The following is a 17,301-nucleotide window of genomic DNA, read 5'->3' as shown; positions in this document are numbered from 1 at the left end:
GGACGAGCTCGCTCGACCGCCCGGCGGCATTCGCCGCGATTGAGGGGACTGGTGGCCATGGGGAGCAGAGGTAGACCCCGGGCCGCCACCGATGGCCCGGCCGGCTCCGAGGGTCCGGCCGATGGCGGGGGGCGGCCCCACGACGGCCACCAGGAACCACCGGAGTCGGTGTACCTGCCCGCCGCGGCGCCGGGGGGCGCTGGCGGGGTGAACGACGCCGAGCTGACCGGCCAGTCCGACCCGTCGGGCCTGTCGGGCCCGACCGATCCGTCCGGCTGGGCCGGGGCTGCCGGCGCTGCCGATGAGAGCAGCGGAGCATCGGGCACGGAAGCGGCCGTCGACGGCGGCGCGGACGGTGCGGCCGGCAGCAGGATCGGGCGCGGTCGTGCCGAGCGGCGGCGTACTGCCAAGCGGGTTGCGCGTCGTGGCCGTCGCTCCTTTCTGCGCGAGTTGCCGGTGATCGTGCTGGTGGCGCTGGTCATCGCGGTGGTGCTGAAGACCTTTCTGGTCCAGGTGTTCGTGATCCCCTCCGGTTCCATGGAGCCGACCCTGCAGGTCGGTGACCGGGTGCTGGTGGACAAGCTCACCCCGTGGTTCGGCTCGGAGCCGAAGCGCGGCGAGGTGGTGGTGTTCAAGGACCCGGGTGGCTGGTTGGAGAATGACCACAAGCCGTCCGCGGACGGATCCGTGCTTCGGCACGCCAAGTCGGTGTTCTCCGCGGTGGGTCTCCTTCCTTCCGACGACGAGCGGGACTTGATCAAGCGGGTGATCGGTGTCGCCGGCGACACCGTGGAGTGCTGCGACGCCCAGGGCCGGCTGAGCGTGAACGGCACTCCGCTGGACGAGCCGTACATCGCGCCCGGCAACGTACCCTCGCGGATCACCTTCAAGGTGACGGTCCCTCAGGGGCGGCTGTGGGTGATGGGGGACCATCGCGACCTGTCCGCCGACTCCCGCTACCACATGGGCAACCCGGGTGCCGGGACCGTCCCGGTGGCGAACGTGGTCGGCCGTGCGTTCGTGGTCGCGTGGCCGCTCCCCCACTTCGGTCAACTGGGTGTCCCCGATTCACTCTCCTCACTGCCGGTGCGAGTGGCAGGATCATCGGCCGTTGGACCGATTCCTGCGGAACCCCCGCTCGTTATGGGTGTGTTGGGCGTCCTCCCGGTCGTTGCTCGGCGGTGGAGAGCGCACCGGCGGGCCGGGCCGATGGCTGACTGACGGTCCGGTCGGCGCGTGGAAACACGGGTCGGCGGACCGGGAGTGATAGAGAAGTGCTGAAGTGCTCGGTTCCGACCTGGTGTCGGGCGTGCCCTGGTAGGGCAAGCCAGAGGCGGGTTTTCGGTCGATCGCAGAGTGTGGTGCCCGCTGTGCGGCACTGGTGAGCGCGGGCGCGCAGGCGTCCGCACAGCAGGGAGGAGATGTCGTGGGGGATCTGGTGATCGGTGCCCGCTCAGGTGCTCCGGAGCCCGACGGGGAGCCTTCGGGCAACTCCGAGGGACGGCACGTCGAGGACGGTGACGCCCTGCGGGCGGCCGACTCCGACACGGCGGAGGAGAGCGACTCGGAGGCGCCGGCCAGGGCCAGGAAGGCTCCCAAGCAGCGTTCCTTCTGGAAGGAGCTGCCGATCCTCGTCGGCATTGCCCTGATCCTGGCTCTGGTGATCAAGACCTTCTTCGTCCAGGCGTTCTCGATTCCGTCGGGTTCGATGGAGAACACCCTCCAGGTCGGTGACCGGGTGCTGGTGGACAAGCTCACCCCCTGGTTCGGCTCGGAGCCGGAGCGCGGCGAGGTGGTGGTCTTCAAGGACCCGGGCGGGTGGCTGAACGACGAGCCCGCCCAGCGCAGCAGCAACTCCTTCGTGCGAGGCGTCCAGGACGTCTTCAGCTTCATCGGGCTGATGCCGTCCAGCGACGAGAAGGACCTGATCAAGCGCGTCATCGCGGTCGGCGGGGACACCGTCGAGTGCCAGGGCTCCGGCCCGGTGAAGGTGAACGGCATCGCGCTGGACGAGCCGTACATCTTCGCCGGCAACACCCCGTGCGGGGAGAAGCCGTTCGGCCCGGTGAAGGTGCCGGACGGTCGGATCTGGGTGATGGGCGACCACCGCGCCAACTCGCTGGACTCCCGGTACCACATGGACCAGCCGGGTGGCGGCACCGTCCCGGTCGGGAACGTCGTCGGCCGCGCGTTCGTGGTGGCCTGGCCGATCGGCGACTGGGCGACGCTGCCCGTCCCCGACACCTTCGACCAGAAGGGCCTGGCGGCCGCCGGTCCGCTCGCCCCGCCGCTGGCCGGCGCGGCACTGGCCGTCCCCGCCGTGTGGTGGGTGCGCAAGCGCCGTCGCTGACCGTCCGCGATTGACTCTTGCGCGGGCCGTGGTACTCGTGAGTAATCTGCTCGCACGTGCCACGGCCCGCAGTGCTGTCCAGCCCAGGACGGTGACGAGCAGGCAGGCAGCGAGCGCTCGCCCGGAGCGCGTGAGCGCCAGGAGAGGGCGAAGCCGATGAGCAGCGTCGCGGAGCGGACACCGCCTACCGAGGCCGGGCCGGCCCGCCGCCGAAGCCCTGCCTCGATCGTGCAGGGTGTGGTGATCGCGATTGGTTTCGTGATGCTGGTCGGGGGATTCGCGGTGCTCGCCGTCCAGTACCGGCCCTACAAGATCCCCACCGGTTCGATGAGCCCCACGCTGGAGATCGGCGACACCGTCCTCGCCCGCACTGCTGACGAGAAGTCGATCGGGCGTGGCGACGTCGTGGTCTTCCAGGACCCGGACTGGGGCAACGCCACCCTGGTCAAGCGGGTGGCCGCGGTCGGTGGTGACACCGTCTCCGGAGACCGCGAGGGGCGGATCACCGTCAACGGCCACCAGCTGACCGAGCCGTACCTGGCCAAGGCCACCGTCGTCGCCACCGAGTTCTCGGTGACAGTGCCCGAGGGGCGGCTGTTCCTGCTCGGTGACTTTCGGGGCAACTCGATGGATTCGCGCAGCCATCTCGACGTGGCCTTCGGCACCGTTCCCGCGTCCGGGGTGCGGGCGAGGGTCGAGGCGGTGATCCTTCCGCTGTCCCGGTCCGGGCTGGAGGAGCGCACCACGGCCTTCGACGAACTGGGTGCGCCGCGTGCGCACGAGGCGGGTGCCCTGGTGCCCGCCGCCTGGACGTCGGTCGGCGGGGCGGCCCTGATCGTGCTCGCCTCGGCGGCGGGTTGGGCGGTGTCGCTGGGCGGCAAGCTGCGGGGGCGGCGGAAGGCCTGAGTCGGCGGCCGGCGGTACGTCGGGGCCGGCCCGGAAGCGCGCGCAGAACCTCAGGACGGAGGCGAACCAGGTGATGGTCGAACGCCGCAGAGCCGTTCGCGTGCTGCTGCTGGACCCGGACGGGCGCGTCCTGCTGCTGCACGGGACCGACCCGGCCACGCCGGGCACCGACTGGTGGATCACCCCGGGCGGCGGCATCGAACCGGGCGAGAGCCCGGGCGAAGCGGCACGGCGGGAGCTCGCCGAGGAGATCGGGCTGACCGAGGTGGAGTGGGGACCGCTGGTTGCGTACGGCACGGTGAGGTTCTCCTTCCGGGGCAGGGACTACGAACAGGAGCAGTGGTTCCACCTGGCCCGTACCGGCCAGGTCGAGGTGGCACTGCGGCAGAGCGGGGCGGAGGAGCACGCGCTGCTGCTCGGCCTCCGCTGGTGGACGGCAAGGGAGTTGAGGACCACAGAGGAGACCGTGTATCCGCGCGGACTGGCCGCGCTGATGGAACGGGTTCTGACGGAAGGACCGCCAGAACCGCCAGTACGGCTCTGAGCACTGGCCCGGTGGTCCACAATGGGGTGGACGTGACGAGTGAGGGGACGCTTGGAATGAGTGCCGAAGACCTCGAGAAGTACGAGACCGAGATGGAGCTCAAGCTCTACCGGGAGTACCGGGATGTCGTCGGCCTGTTCAAGTACGTGATCGAGACCGAGCGGCGTTTCTATCTGACGAACGACTACGACCTGCAGGTGCATTCGGTGCAGGGCGAGGTGTTCTTCGAGGTGTCGATGGCGGATGCGTGGGTCTGGGACATGTACCGACCGGCCCGATTCGTTCGGAAGGTGCGCGTTCTGACTTTCAAGGACGTGAATATCGAGGAGCTGGCCAAGAGCGATCTTGAGCTGCCCTCGGACGACTCCGCGTTCGGGAACTGACCGTTCGGCGGCTGAACGGCCGGCCCGGGAGCGCCCCGGGTCCGACAGCCCGGGGTGGGCGAGGAACGGCGCGGCCGACCGCGCCCTTCGCACCGAGCGGCCGCACCGTGGTGACCTGCGGCGATGCCCGGGCCACCGAGACTGGTAGCTGAGATCGCCGCTTGTCCAGCCCATTTCCGGATTTGTCACTCGGACGAGCGACCTGAGTTATCCACAGGCCCGAGTTATCCACAGGCCTGCCGATTCCACTGGCCCACTTCCCGGCTGCGAAGGCAACCTTCGGCCGGAGGTGATTGCCGTGCAGAATCCCAACAAGATTTCCACCAACGGCCTCGGACGCTACGGCGAGGAGGTCGCCGCCCGCCGGCTCGTGGAGGGCGGGCTGTGCATCCTGGAGCGCAACTGGCGTTGCGCCGAGGGCGAGCTCGACATCGTCGCGCTGGACGGAGACACCCTCGCGGTGTGCGAGGTGAAGACCAGGTCCGAGCGCGGCTTCCAACAGCCGTCAGAAGCGATCGACCGCACCAAGGCCGACCGGCTGCGCCACCTCGCCGAACGGTGGCTCGCCGAACGCTGGCCGATGCACTTCTCCCGCCTGGTGCTGGCCGCCGAGCGAGCGGACGGCACCGAACCGCCGGACGAAACCGTGACCGGCGGGCCGGCGCCTCCGCCGCCCGGCGGAGTCCGCATCGACCTGGTCGCCGTGGTCAACCCGCTCAGGGGCGCCGCCGCGGTCGAGCACCTGCGCGGGGCGGTGTGACGTGGCCTTCGCACGAACCTGCTCGGTCGCCCTGGTCGGGGTGGACGGCGTCGTGGTCGAGGTCCAGGCCGACCTCGAACCCGGACTCGCAGCCTTCAGCCTGGTGGGCCTCGCCGACAAGGCCCTCCTGGAAGCCCGTGACCGGGTCCGCGCAGCCGTCTCCAACAGCGGCGAGAAGTGGCCGCTGCGCAAACTCACCGTGGGCCTCACCCCGGCCTCCGTACCCAAGAGCGGCAGCGGTTACGACCTGGCCGTGGCCTGCGCCGTGCTGGCAGCCGCCGAACGGCTCGACCCCGCGTCGATCGACGGCCTGCTGATCATCGGCGAACTCGGACTGGACGGACGGGTACGCCCGGTGCGCGGCGTCCTGCCCGCAGTGCTGGCCGCGGCGGACGCCGGCTACCGACAGATCGTGGTCGCCGAACAGACCGCAGCCGAAGCCGAGTTGGTGCCAGGCGTCTCCGTTCTCGGGGTACGGAGCCTGCGCCAGCTCATCGCGATCCTCACCAACGCCCCCGTCCCCGACGAACCACCCGACCTCTCCACCGGTCGTCCCGACTCCTCGTACGCCGGACTGCTGCTTCCCGGGCTCGGCGTCCGCGACGTCAGCTCGGACCAGGCCGGCCGCCCCGACCTCGCCGACGTGGCCGGGCAGCACGAAGCCCGCCAAGCCCTGGAGATCGCCGCGGCCGGCGGCCACCACCTGTACCTGAAAGGGCCACCCGGAGCCGGCAAAACCATGCTCGCGGAACGGCTCCCCGCGCTGCTCCCACCACTCACCCAGGCCGAAGCCCTCGAAGTGACGGCGATCCACTCCGTGGCCGGCATCCTCCCGGCCGACCGCCCACTGATCGACACCCCGCCGTACTGCGCACCGCACCACTCGACCACCATGCCCGCCATCGTGGGCGGCGGGACGGGACTGCCCCGACCCGGCGCCGTTTCCCTCGCCCACCGAGGTGTGCTCTTCCTCGACGAGGCGCCCGAATTCCCGGTCCGGGTCCTCGACGCCCTGCGCCAACCCCTGGAATCGGGCGAGGTGATGATCGCCAGAGCCGCAGGCTCGATGCGGCTGCCCGCGCGTTTCCTGCTCTGCCTCGCCGCCAACCCCTGCCCTTGCGGCCGCCATTCGTTGAGAGGAGAAGGCTGCGAATGCACCCCCGTCATGGTCAACCGCTACCAGGCGAGGCTGTCCGGGCCACTGCTCGACCGGGTGGACCTCCAAGTCCAGGTCTCCGGAGTCAGCCGGGCCGAGCTGATGCAGCAAGGCGGAAAGGCCGAGAGCACGGCCACGGTCGCCGAACGCGTGCGGGAGGCCCGCGAGCGAGCCGCGGCTCGCCTCGCCGACACCCCGTGGCGGACGAACGCCGAAGTGCCCGGGCACGAGCTGCGCACGCGCTGGCAACTCGCACCCGGCTCGCTCACCGACGCCGAGCGTGACCTCGATCGAGGACTGCTCACCGCACGAGGCCTCGACCGGATCCTCCGCGTCGCGTGGACAGTCGCCGACCTCGCCTGCCGCCCCCGCCCCACCCGCACCGACGTCCAGACCGCGCTCACCCTCCGCACCGGGGTCCAGCGCGTCACCCGCCCGACCGACCGCCGATCCGACCAGTACTACGACGCGGACGCCGACCTGGGAGCGGAGTTCTGAACACCCGCCACAGCAGTCGCCGGCCGACCCGTAGCCCACCCGACCACGCACCCGCGCCCGCGCAGCCACCCCGGCGACCGACCCGCCGACCAGCACCAGCAGGAGGACCTCGACCATGACCGCAGCGCGTCCCGCAGTCCCCACTCTGCCGGGCCAACCCGACAGCCTCTCTCCGCCGCATCCGCCCGACCCCCATGCGGCGAATGACGGCCATGACCGGCTGCGCCACCTGATCAGGGGCGCCGGCCCGCCCACCCTCCGACAAGCGAGCCCGGTCACGGCAGATCCTCGCCTGCCGGCCCCGGAGGGCGCGGCTGCCGCAGGCCATGCGGTCCGCACCGCCGAAAGGGCGACCCGGCACTGCACCGCCGATCCGAGCGCTGTCGGTCATTCCACTCGCACGGGGATGGTGCGGAGCGACCAGCGAGTCATCCGGCCCATCCGGTGGGGCGCGGCGGGGACCACACCCGACCCGCCCGAACCCGAGCGGGTGGCCAGAGCAGCGCTCACCCGGCTGATCGAACCCGGTGACGCGGCCATCGGCCGGGCGATCCAACGCCTGGGGGTCGTCGGCCTGGTGCGGGGCTTCTACAACGGAGCATCGCCGAGCCAACTCGGCCTAGGTGCAGACCGGATCACCGCCTACCAGGAGAGGCTTCGAAAGTTCAACCCGGCCATCGACCTTGAACGAATCGCCAAGCTCGGTGGGAAGTTCATCATTCCGGGCGACACCGAATGGCCTTCACAGCTCGACGACCTGGGTGACAGCCGCCCGGTCGGACTGTGGGTCCGAGGTCGGCCGGGGCCACGGCTCCCCTCGCTGCGCCTGCTGGCGCTGAGATCGGTCGCCATCGTCGGATCCCGCGCCTGCACCGCATACGGGCGGCACATCGCCGGCCAGCTCGGTTCCGAACTGGCCGAACGCGGTTGGGTGGTGGTGTCCGGAGCCGCGTACGGAGTCGACACGGCCGCCCACCAGGGTGCGCTGGCCGTCAACGGGATGACGATCGCGGTCCTGGCCAGCGGCGTGGACATCTGCTACCCGCGCGGGAACGAGGCGCTGATCGCCCGGATCGGGGACGACGGACTGCTGGTGAGCGAACTGGCGCTCGGGATGAACCCGACCAGGTTCAGATTCGTGTTGCGCAACCGGGTGATAGCCGCGCTCACCCGAGGCACCGTTGTGGTCGAGGCGGCGCCGCGCAGCGGCGCGCTCAGCACAGCGCGCCGTGCCATGGATCTCAACCGGCACACCATGGGCGTCCCCGGCCAGGTGACGTCCGAGCTCTCGGCCGGAGTGCACGCGTTGATCAGAAGCGGTGCGGCGACGCTGGTCACCAATGGAACCGAGGTCGGCGAGCTGATCGGCTCCATCGGTGACGACCTGTCGCCGGAGCGAGCGGGTCCGATCCTGCCCCGCGACGCGCTGGCACCCTCGGTGGCCCGCGTCCTGGAGGCGGTGCCGGCGAGCGCGGACGGCGCACCGGTGCAGCGACTCGCCCAGTACGCGGCGCTCTCCCCGCAGGAGACCGTGCACCACCTGCACGAGCTGAGCTCGCTGGGCTTCGTCGAACGCCACGGAGCGCATTGGAGGTTGGTGCGCCGCAAGTGATCGGATTTGCGCAACCACGGACATGGAAGGTCGACCGAACGGAGCACGCCGTCAACAGGAAGGAACCCAAGGTGAGTTGAGAGCGGCGCTGAGACAGCTGAGCCCGGTCGGGCGACAGGGGCGAGTGTGAGTGACGCGGAGATTTCGATGCCTTAGGGAGGTCTGTGCTGGTCGGCGGCCCGGCGTAAGCGGAGCGCCCGGGGGTCGGCCGGGGCGCGCGCCGCGACGCGCCGGTGAAGCCCGCCAGTGCCACCGGATCGGGCGACGTCCGAGTGGCGGTAGCACTGTGCAGCTACTCGGTCACGCTACGCTCGCTTATGGCGTCCCTATCAGCACATGACTCGGCAGAACGGCGCAGACCAACGCATGCCCACTCACATTCCCGGACACAGGGTGACCGGTGACGGTCGGTCCTCGGACGGGACGGGGGCCGAGACCCGCAACGCTGCGGAGCTGCGGGCCAGGCCCTCGGGAGTCGTGGGAATGACGAGGTCGGGCACCACCCCGACCGCGACCCCACAGTCCCAGGCCCGTCCCGCCTCGCCCTCGCCCCTTCCCCGTCCCCCCGTCCCCCAAGGGCCGTCGGATCGGCAGCCCTCGACGCGCCCAGCCGCCGAACGGCCCGGCCACCTACTGCCGTGCCCACAGACCGGGCCGTCGAGCGGACCGTCGAGTGGGTCGTCAACCGGGCCGTCGGGCGGGCCGGCCAAACCTCGGCCGCGCGCCGAGGGGCCCGCCGGCAGCCCGCTGGGCGGATCGGCGTCGGAGCCGCGTGCCGAACACTCGGGTGACGGCCAGTACGGCGATGGCCGGGAGGGCGAGGGGTCGCGGGCGGCGGGTGGGTCCGGGCGAACCGCGGCCGACGCGTCGCCGCCGGGTGCCTCCTCCGCCGACGCGCTGCCGGCGAACGGTCGGCAGGTGCGCGGCCAATCCAGGCGCGGCGCACGGTCGAAGGTGAAACCGGGCGACGCCCCCGTCCGGAGCTCGCAGGTGCGCAGACAGGCGAGCGGTCCGGAGGCGGAACGTTCCGTGGAGACGCCCGCCCCGGCGTCGGACTCGGGACAGTGCGCGGGGCAGGTCCCGGGGCAGGAAGCGCCGCAGCTCCCAGCGTCGGTCGCGCTGCCCGGTCCGACCCCGGAACCGACGCCGGCGTCTCCGTCCGTCCCGGCGGCACCAGCGTCCGCACCCGCGGCGGCGCCGCCCGGGGCAGGAGTGCAGTCGGCGCTGCAGGCGTTGTGGCGCTCCTACAAGGAGACGGGTGACCAGGGGCTGCGAGACCAGCTGATCCTGCACTACTCGCCGCTGGTGAAGTACGTCGCGGGCCGGGTGGGGGTGGGGCTGCCGGCCAATGTGGAGCAGGCGGACTTCGTGTCCTCCGGGGTGTTCGGCCTGATTGATGCGATCGAGAAGTTCGACATCGACCGGGCGATCAAGTTCGAGACGTATGCGATCAGCCGGATCCGCGGCGCGATCATCGACGAGCTCCGGGCGCTGGACTGGATCCCGCGGTCGGTGCGGCAGAAGGCGAAGGCGGTCGAGCGGGCCTACGCCACCCTGGAGGCCCGGTTGCGGCGGACGCCGCACGATCCCGAGGTGGCGGAGGAGATGGGCATCGCGCTGGACGAGTTGCACACCATCTTCAGCCAGCTGTCGCTGGCCAATGTGGTGGCGCTCGACGAGTTGCTGCACTCGGCGGGCGAGGGCGGCGACCGGCTGACCCTGATGGAGACGCTGCCGGACAACGGTGCGGACAACCCGGTCGAGATCGCCGAGGATCGCGAGCTGCGCCGCCTGCTGGCCTCGGCGGTCAACACCTTGCCCGACCGCGAGAAGACGGTGGTGACGCTCTACTACTACGAAGGCCTGACCCTCGCCGAGATCGGCCAGGTGCTCGGGGTGACCGAGAGCCGGGTCAGCCAGATCCACACCAAGTCGGTGCTGCAGCTGCGGGCGAAGATGTCCGACGCCCGCTGAGCGAGCGGTACGACGGCGGGGCAGCAGCGCGGTGGCCGGGCGGCAGCGGTACGACGGCGGGGTCGGCGGGTGCGCGATGTGCGCCCCCGTCGGCCGTCGGCGTCCGTAGAGTTGGCGCGTGCCGAAAATCCGGGCGGCCACGGTGGCCGAGCATCGACAGTTGCAGCAGGCAGCACTGTTGGACGCCGCGCGCGTCCTGTTGGCGGAGGGCGGCAGGGAGGCGCTGAACTTCGGCGCCCTCGCTGCGCGTGCCGGTCTGGCCAGGTCCTCGGTGTACGAGTACTTCCGGTCCAAGTCGGAGCTGGTGGAGGCGCTCTGCGCGGTCGACCTCCCGCTGTGGGCCGCCGAGATCGAGGCCGGCATGGCGGCCTGCGACGGCGCGGCCGAGCGGATCGAGGCGTACGTCCGTGGGCAGGTGGCGCTGGCCACCGATCCGGTGCACCGAGCCCTGGTGGCCGTCGCCGAGTACGAGCTCGACGACGCCGCGCGGGCCCGGATCAGGGCCGCGCACAGCGGCCTGACCGCGATGGTGATGCGCACCCTGGAGGAGCTCGGCCACGCCAGGCCGGCCGTCGCGGCCGCGCTGCTGCAAGGCGTGGTGGAGGCGGCCGTCCGCCAGATCGACCGAGTCCGGGAGGCCGGCGACGAGGCCGAGATCGCCGACGCGGCGGTGCGGTTCGCCCTGGACGGCCTCCGCCCCGCCGCAAGCACCACTGGCACCGCCCCGGCAGCCCGGGTCGCCACGGAACCCGCCCGAGCCACGAGCTGACCTCGCGCGTGAGCTGACCCCGCGCGCGGGCCCACCCCGTCCGACGTCATGGCGGGCCGAGTGGCAGCAGGCGGGCGTGGCCGGTGCCGAGCAGGGCGAGCGGGTCGAGGTAGCGGGTGCCGCGGAGCAGGCCCCAGTGCAGGCAGGTGGTGGGGCAGTGCCCGGCGTCGGCGGTGAGTTCGCCTATCGGGTCGCCCGCCGCGACCGCGGTGCCGACGGGGAGGGAGCCGGTCACCGGGAGGTAGGTGGTCCGCAGCGGGGGAGTGCCCGAGCCGGTGTGGGTGACCACCACGACGGGGCGCCCGGCCACCCGCCCGGAGAACGTCAGTACGCCGGGCGCGGCCGCCCGCACCGTCGCCCCGGGCGCGGCAGCCAGGTCCACCCCGCGATGCCCGGCCGCCCAGCGCGTCGGCGGCGGGTCGAACCGCCGCACCAACGCGGACCGGTCGCCCACCGGCCACACCCGCCCGGGCCCGGCCCGCAACACCGCGAAGCCGACAGTGGCCGACGTCGTCGGAAGCGCGCCACCGCCCCCGCCCCCGCCGGCGAGCAGGCACCCGGCCAGCACCCCTGCCACCAGTGCCAGGACCCGCCCCACGCCGACCTCCTCCTCACACGACACACGACTCGAAGCGCCGCTTGTCTCGCCACCCGTGACGCCACCCGTAACGCCACTCGAAGCGCGTCTAAACCGGCGCCGCGCCCGCACCCGGCGCAAACCATGACAAGCCCGCTCAACGCGAACGCCCCCAGCGTGGCGGCCCGGCCGCTGTCGCCGCCCGCCGATTCCGGAGCCTGTGGACAACCCGGGCCTGTGGACAACTGCCGTCCCCCGCAGGGGTGAACGGTGGCAGGCAGCCCGCCCGCGGCGGTGCCGAAGCGGTGCTGAACAGGGCGGCGGGACCGCACGGAGTCGCCCGCCGCTCGGGGCTTCCCGTACACTTCACACGCGACCCGGTCTGCCGGGTCGACTTCGCACGCCCCGCCACCGACGGCCCGCCCCCTCCGGGAACGGTCGGACGGTGCGAGTGCCGCTCGGTCCGCCGAGCCTGCCGAGGCCGCAAGCCCCGCGCAGGCCGAGCGGCTTGGCACGTCGGGGCGTCAGGCGTGACGGTCGCCCGACCGGCACGGACAAACCGAGAGCCCCGGCACCCCGTAGAGCGCACTGCCTCGCGGCGCGCCGGGCAACACAGAGGAGCACGGCACATGGCCGTCGTCACGATGCGGGAGCTGCTGGAGAGCGGCGTCCACTTCGGTCACCAGACCCGTCGTTGGAACCCGAAGATGAAGCGCTTCATCTTCACGGAGCGCAACGGCATCTACATCATCGACCTCCTGCAGTCGCTGAACTACATCGACCGCGCCTTCGAGTTCGTCAAGGAGACCGTTGCCCACGGCGGCAGCGTCCTCTTCGTCGGCACCAAGAAGCAGGCCCAGGAGGCCATCGCCGAGCAGGCGACCCGCGTGGGCATGCCGTACGTCAACCAGCGTTGGCTGGGCGGCATGCTGACCAACTTCTCGACCGTCTACAAGCGTCTGCAGCGCCTCAAGGAGCTCAGCGAGATCGACTTCACGGATGTGGCCGGCTCGGGCCTCACCAAGAAGGAGCTCCTGGTCCTCCAGCGTGAGTACGACAAGCTGGAGAAGACCCTCGGCGGTATCCGCGACATGCAGCGCGTTCCCAGCGCTGTCTGGATCGTGGACACCAAGAAGGAGCACATCGCGGTCGGCGAGGCCCGGAAGCTCAACATCCCGGTCGTCGCCATCCTCGACACCAACTGCGACCCGGACGAGGTCGACTACAAGATCCCGGGCAACGACGACGCGATCCGCTCCGTCACCCTGCTGACCCGCGTGATCGCCGACGCCGTCGCCGAGGGCCTGAAGTCCCGCGCCGGTGTCGCCAAGGGCGACGCGAAGGCCGAGCCGGGTGCCGACCAGCCGCTGGCCGCCTGGGAGAAGGAGATCCTCGAGGGCGAGAAGGCCGCCGAGGCCCCCGCCGCCGAGGCTGCTGCCGAGGCCCCCGCCGAGGCTCCGGCCGCCGAGGCCGAGCAGGCCTGACGTACCACCAGGGTGAGGGGCACCGGCCGGGCTGAGCCGGTGGGTGCCCCTCTCTCCCGTGCCGAGGCCCACAACCCTGGGCCCCGGCACTTTCCCACGCAGACACGCGAGACGTGAGAAGAGATCACACCATGGCGAACTTCACCGCCGCGGACGTCAAGAAGCTCCGTGAGCTCACCGGCGCCGGCATGATGGACTGCAAGAAGGCCCTGGACGAGGCCGAGGGCAACGTCGAGAAGGCCGTCGAGCTCCTTCGCATCAAGGGCCAGAAGGGCGTTGCCAAGCGCGAGGGCCGCGACGCCTCCAACGGCGCCGTCGCCGCGCTGATCGCCGAGGACAAGAAGTCCGGCGTCCTGGTCGAGCTGAACTGCGAGACCGACTTCGTCGCCAAGGGTGGCAAGTTCGTCGAGGTCGCCAACGCGATCGCCGCGCACGTTGCCGCCACCTCCCCGGCCGACCTGGACGCCGCCCTGGCCTCCGAGATCGCCCCGGGCCAGACCGTCCAGCAGTTCGTGGACGAGGCCAACGCGACCCTGGGCGAGAAGATCGTCTTCCGTCGCTTCGCCCAGTTCGACAACGACGGCTTCGTCGCGGTCTACATGCACAAGTCGGACCCGGACCTGCCGCCGACCATCGGTGTCCTCGTCGAGCTCGACCAGGAGAACGCCGAGACCGCCAAGGACGTCGCGCAGCACATCGCCGCCTTCGCGCCGAAGTACCTGTCCCGCGAGGAGATCCCGGCCGAGGAGCTCGAGAACGAGCGTCGCGTCGCCGAGGCCACCGCGCGCGAGGAGGGCAAGCCCGAGGCTGCCCTGCCGAAGATCGTCGAGGGCCGGGTCACCGGCTTCGTCAAGGAGAACGCCGTCCTGGAGCAGGCGTTCGCCAAGGACAACAAGAAGTCCGTCGCCAAGGTCCTCGACGAGGCCGGCGTCGCCCTCAAGCGCTTCGTCCGCTTCCGCGTCGGCGCCTGAGACCGTTCCGCGCGACTCCTCCCGCCCGGACCGGCCCCGAGCCGGACATAAGGTGGGAGAGCGCCCGTCCGCGAGGACGGCGGAACGCGCCGATCGCGCCCTCCAGTACCCCGTGAGGGCGGCGTCGGCACCATGAACGACGAGGAGGCCATTGCCGTGCAGGAGACCGTACCGGTTCCCGCGGCAGTGGCCTCCTCTCGTGTACACGGCACCGGGCCCGCACGTCCGACGCCGTGAGTAGCACTTGCAGATCTGCTGACCAGCAGGCGGAGAAGGGAAAGTCCATGCAGGAGACGCAGGAGACCGCACCGGACGGCTCCCGCCGCCGGGTACTGCTCAAGCTGTCCGGCGAGGCGTTCGCCGGCGGAGGCGGCCTCGGCGTCGACCCGGACGTGGTGCACGCCATCGCCCGTGAGATCGCCACGGTGGTCCGCGCGGGAACGGAGGTCGCCATCGTGATCGGCGGCGGCAACTTCTTCCGCGGCGCCGAACTCCAGCAGCGCGGCATGGACCGGGCCCGCTCCGACTACATGGGCATGCTGGGCACCGTGATGAACTGCCTCGCGCTCCAGGACTTCCTGATCAAGGAGGGCATGGAGACCCGCGTGCAGACCGCCATCACGATGGGCCAGGTCGCCGAGCCGTACCTGCCGCTGCGCGCCATCCGGCACCTGGAGAAGGGCCGCGTGGTGATCTTCGGCGCGGGTATGGGCATGCCGTACTTCTCCACCGACACCACCGCCGTGCAGCGCGCGCTGGAGATCCACGCCGACGTCCTGCTGATGGGCAAGAACGGTGTCGACGGCGTCTACGACTCCGACCCGCGCAGCAACCCCGCCGCGGTCCGGTTCGACTCGCTGGACTACACCGAGGTGATCTCCCGCGACCTGAAGGTCGCCGACCTGACCGCGATCACCCTGTGCAAGGACAACGGTCTGCCGATCCTGGTCTTCGAACTGCTCGCCGAGGGCAATATCGCCCGCGCGGTCAAGGGTGAGAAGATCGGCACACTCATCAGCGAGGACTCCGCCCGGGCCTAGGCGTCGGGGGCACTGAGCAGCAACAGCCGTCCGGGGCACCGGTACGGGACAACAGCAGATGAACCGGACAGGGAGCACACAGTGATTGACGAGACCCTCCTCGAGGCCGAGGAGAAGATGGAGAAGGCCGTCGCGGTCGCCAAGGACGACCTCGCCGCCATCCGCACCGGCCGTGCACACCCGGCGATGTTCGCCAAGATCGTCGCGGAGTACTACGGCGCCCTGACGCCGATCAACCAGCTGGCCTCGTTCTCCGTCCCGGAGCCGCGGATGGCCATGGTCACCCCGTTCGACAAGACCGCGCTGAAGGCCATCGAGACCGCGATCCGCGACTCGGACCTCGGCGTCAACCCGTCGAACGACGGTTCCGTCATCCGGGTGGTGCTGCCGCAGCTCACCGAGGAGCGCCGCCGCGAGTACATCAAGCAGGCCCGCGGCAAGGGCGAGGACGCCAAGGTCTCGGTCCGCGCCGTCCGCCGCAAGGCGAAGGACGCGATCGACAAGCTGGTCAAGGACAAGGAGATCGGCGAGGACGACGGCCGCCGCGCCGAGAAGGAGCTCGACGACCTGACCGCCAAGTTCGTGGCGCAGATCGACGAGCTGCTCAAGCACAAGGAAGCCGAGCTGCTGGAGGTCTGACCCCAGACCCCCGCGCGTACGCCCCGGACCGGCGGTTCCTCCGCCCGGCCCGGGGCGCGGCTCGACCCGGGCCGGCACCGAACGGGTCATTCGCGGCGGCCTCCGGTATGGCGAAGGGGGCGGCGCGGCACAGACTCAGTTCATGCCCCCCGCCCAGGAGACCCCCGTGGCCCAGACCGATCAGCAGCCCCGCAAGCCGCGCGGCGGCCGCAACCTGCCCGCCGCGATAGGTGTGGGGGTGGGCCTCGGAGCGGTGGTGGCGGCCTCGCTGTTCGTGGTCAAGGCGGTCTTCATGGTCGTGGTGGCCGCCGCCGTCGCCGTCGGCATGCGGGAGCTGACCAGCCGCCTCGCCGAGCGCAAGGACATCCACGTCCCGCAGATCCCGCTGCTGGTCGGCGGCGTCGGCATGGTGGTGACCGGCTACTTCGAGGGCGGCCAGTGGGCGGCCGCGATCCTGGCGCTGACCGGACTGGCGATGATGGTCGCCCGGATGGCCACGCCGCCGGAGAACTACCTGCGCGACATAACGGCAGGCGTGTTCACCGCCTTCTACGTGCCGTTCCTGGCGACCTTCGTGGCGCTGATGCTGGCCGCCGACGACGGCGCCTGGCGGATCCTGCTGTTCCTGGTGGTCACCATCTGCTCGGACACCGGCGCGTACGCCGTCGGCTACAAGTTCGGCCGCACCAAGCTCGCGCCGACCATCAGCCCCGGCAAGACCCGCGAGGGCCTGGCGGGCGGCATCGGCCTGTCGATGATCGCCGGCGCGCTGCTGATGCACTTCCTGATCGACGGCGGCTCCTGGTGGCAGGGCCTGATCCTGGGCGGCTGCGCGGCCGTCACCGCGACCCTCGGCGACCTCGCCGAGTCGATGATCAAGCGCGACCTCGGCATCAAGGACATGGGCACCCTGCTCCCCGGCCACGGCGGCATCATGGACCGCCTGGACTCGCTGCTGCCGACCGCCCCGGTGGTCTGGCTGCTGCTCACGGTGTTCGTCGGCAACTGACGCCCGCACCACCCCCACGGCCTCCGGATTCCGGGGGCCGTTTTTCGGTTGAGGCCGCGACCCCGGCTCGGTACCGTCCGTCGCGGCGGAGGGGGTGCGATGGGCCGACGGCGGTACGTGGCGCGCGGCGTCCCGGGCGGGTACCGGATCTGGGACAACCGGTCGCGGCGGCGGTGGGGCGACCTGTACGAGCTGTGCCCGGACGACCTGGTGGCGGGCCTGAACGCCGGAGTGGACCACCCGACGCTGACGGCGCTGCTCAAGCGGCACCGGGCGGCGAAGAGGTAGCGACAGGGCGGTGGCTGCGAGAGGGACCGCCGGGGGTAGCGTCCCGGTGGGAAGGAGCGCCATGGACGAGCAGAGCTGGGATGACGACCGGGCTTACGCGGCCGCGGTCGAGCACGGCGAGCGCACGGCGCGGTTCGGCCTCGCGGTGAGCGCCGGGGTCGCCGCGCTGCTCGTCGGCTTCGTGGTGCTGGCGATCCTGTTGGGCCTCGCCCTGCTGGTGGGCGGCGCCTACCTCTTCGTGCATCGCTAGTGCTTTGACCGGGATGGTTCGCCGGGTTGGTGCTGCGCGCGGTTGGATGTGCGGTGTTGCCCGTTGATCCGGACCGTTGGGGGTGTGGTGG

The 17,301-nt window shown here is 71.3% G+C and carries 18 protein-coding genes; 17 read left to right on the top strand and 1 reads right to left on the bottom strand.

The features are described 5' to 3' along the window. Positions 1-207 precede the first annotated feature (207 nt). The 10 genes from lepB (ACWEMJ_RS30955) (at position 208) to ACWEMJ_RS30910 (ending at position 10,952) form a co-directional block, all read left to right on the top strand. Complete coding sequence (gene lepB, locus ACWEMJ_RS30955) at positions 208-1,221, top strand: signal peptidase I (protein WP_452140443.1); 1,014 nt, start codon at positions 208-210, stop codon at positions 1,219-1,221. Between the two features lie 205 nt (positions 1,222-1,426). Continuing rightward, positions 1,427-2,350 (top strand): signal peptidase I, encoded by a 924-nt coding sequence (lepB, locus tag ACWEMJ_RS30950; protein ID WP_452140442.1) that lies wholly within the window; start codon positions 1,427-1,429, stop codon positions 2,348-2,350. 237 nt (positions 2,351-2,587) lie between these two features. Continuing rightward, positions 2,588-3,256: a signal peptidase I gene (gene lepB, locus ACWEMJ_RS30945; RefSeq protein WP_452140441.1), complete on the top strand. Its 669-nt coding sequence runs from the start codon at positions 2,588-2,590 to the stop codon at positions 3,254-3,256. Between the two features lie 73 nt (positions 3,257-3,329). Continuing rightward, positions 3,330-3,800: an NUDIX hydrolase gene (locus tag ACWEMJ_RS30940; protein ID WP_452140445.1), complete on the top strand. Its 471-nt coding sequence runs from the start codon at positions 3,330-3,332 to the stop codon at positions 3,798-3,800. Positions 3,801-3,856: 56 nt separating this feature from the next. Further along, a complete protein-coding gene (locus ACWEMJ_RS30935) occupies positions 3,857-4,183 on the top strand; it encodes a DUF2469 domain-containing protein (protein WP_030458804.1) in 327 nt (108 codons plus the stop codon). A gap of 289 nt (positions 4,184-4,472) precedes the next feature. Next, positions 4,473-4,943 (top strand): YraN family protein, encoded by a 471-nt coding sequence (locus ACWEMJ_RS30930; protein WP_452140440.1) that lies wholly within the window; start codon positions 4,473-4,475, stop codon positions 4,941-4,943. Position 4,944: 1 nt separating this feature from the next. After that, entirely contained in the window at positions 4,945-6,597 is a 1,653-nt protein-coding gene (locus ACWEMJ_RS30925) for a YifB family Mg chelatase-like AAA ATPase (protein ID WP_452140439.1), read from the top strand. 406 nt (positions 6,598-7,003) lie between these two features. Next, positions 7,004-8,209, top strand: coding sequence for a DNA-processing protein DprA (gene dprA, locus ACWEMJ_RS30920; RefSeq protein ID WP_452140444.1), 1,206 nt, complete (start codon positions 7,004-7,006; stop codon positions 8,207-8,209). A 1,212-nt stretch (positions 8,210-9,421) separates the two neighbouring features. Then, complete coding sequence (gene whiG / locus ACWEMJ_RS30915; protein ID WP_452140438.1) at positions 9,422-10,183, top strand: RNA polymerase sigma factor WhiG; 762 nt, start codon at positions 9,422-9,424, stop codon at positions 10,181-10,183. A 160-nt stretch (positions 10,184-10,343) separates the two neighbouring features. Further along, the gene (locus tag ACWEMJ_RS30910; protein ID WP_452140437.1) at positions 10,344-10,952 is read left to right on the top strand and encodes a TetR/AcrR family transcriptional regulator; all 609 of its coding nucleotides are present in this window, start codon (positions 10,344-10,346) and stop codon (positions 10,950-10,952) included. Between the two features lie 46 nt (positions 10,953-10,998). On the opposite strand, the gene ACWEMJ_RS30905 is transcribed toward ACWEMJ_RS30910, so the two are convergent. Further along, positions 10,999-11,550 carry a murein hydrolase activator EnvC family protein gene (locus ACWEMJ_RS30905; RefSeq protein ID WP_452140436.1) on the bottom strand — a complete coding sequence of 184 codons (552 nt, stop codon included), beginning with the start codon at positions 11,548-11,550 and terminating at the stop codon, positions 10,999-11,001. 608 nt (positions 11,551-12,158) lie between these two features. On the opposite strand from ACWEMJ_RS30905, the gene rpsB reads away from it, so the two are divergent. The 7 genes from rpsB to ACWEMJ_RS30870 all read left to right on the top strand — a co-directional run bounded on the left by rpsB (position 12,159) and on the right by ACWEMJ_RS30870 (position 17,210). Further along, on the top strand, positions 12,159-13,013 hold the full coding sequence (gene rpsB / locus ACWEMJ_RS30900; protein ID WP_452140435.1) for a 30S ribosomal protein S2: 855 nt from the start codon (positions 12,159-12,161) through the stop codon (positions 13,011-13,013). 131 nt (positions 13,014-13,144) lie between these two features. Further along, entirely contained in the window at positions 13,145-13,984 is an 840-nt protein-coding gene (gene tsf, locus ACWEMJ_RS30895; protein ID WP_452140434.1) for a translation elongation factor Ts, read from the top strand. 284 nt (positions 13,985-14,268) lie between these two features. Next, the gene (gene pyrH / locus ACWEMJ_RS30890; protein ID WP_452140433.1) at positions 14,269-15,024 is read left to right on the top strand and encodes a UMP kinase; all 756 of its coding nucleotides are present in this window, start codon (positions 14,269-14,271) and stop codon (positions 15,022-15,024) included. An 81-nt stretch (positions 15,025-15,105) separates the two neighbouring features. Next, positions 15,106-15,663 carry a ribosome recycling factor gene (gene frr, locus ACWEMJ_RS30885; RefSeq protein WP_452140432.1) on the top strand — a complete coding sequence of 186 codons (558 nt, stop codon included), beginning with the start codon at positions 15,106-15,108 and terminating at the stop codon, positions 15,661-15,663. A gap of 142 nt (positions 15,664-15,805) precedes the next feature. Next, positions 15,806-16,672, top strand: a complete 867-nt coding sequence (locus tag ACWEMJ_RS30880; RefSeq protein ID WP_452140431.1) for a phosphatidate cytidylyltransferase — start codon at positions 15,806-15,808, stop codon at positions 16,670-16,672. A 99-nt stretch (positions 16,673-16,771) separates the two neighbouring features. Beyond that, on the top strand, positions 16,772-16,960 hold the full coding sequence (locus ACWEMJ_RS30875) for a hypothetical protein (RefSeq protein WP_452140430.1): 189 nt from the start codon (positions 16,772-16,774) through the stop codon (positions 16,958-16,960). A 61-nt stretch (positions 16,961-17,021) separates the two neighbouring features. Continuing rightward, positions 17,022-17,210, top strand: a complete 189-nt coding sequence (locus tag ACWEMJ_RS30870) for a hypothetical protein (RefSeq protein WP_452140429.1) — start codon at positions 17,022-17,024, stop codon at positions 17,208-17,210. Positions 17,211-17,301 lie beyond the last annotated feature (91 nt).

The sequence above is a fragment of the Kitasatospora sp. NPDC004531 genome (genome assembly GCF_053602195.1).
This window is presented reverse-complemented; position numbering and strand designations above follow the sequence as displayed.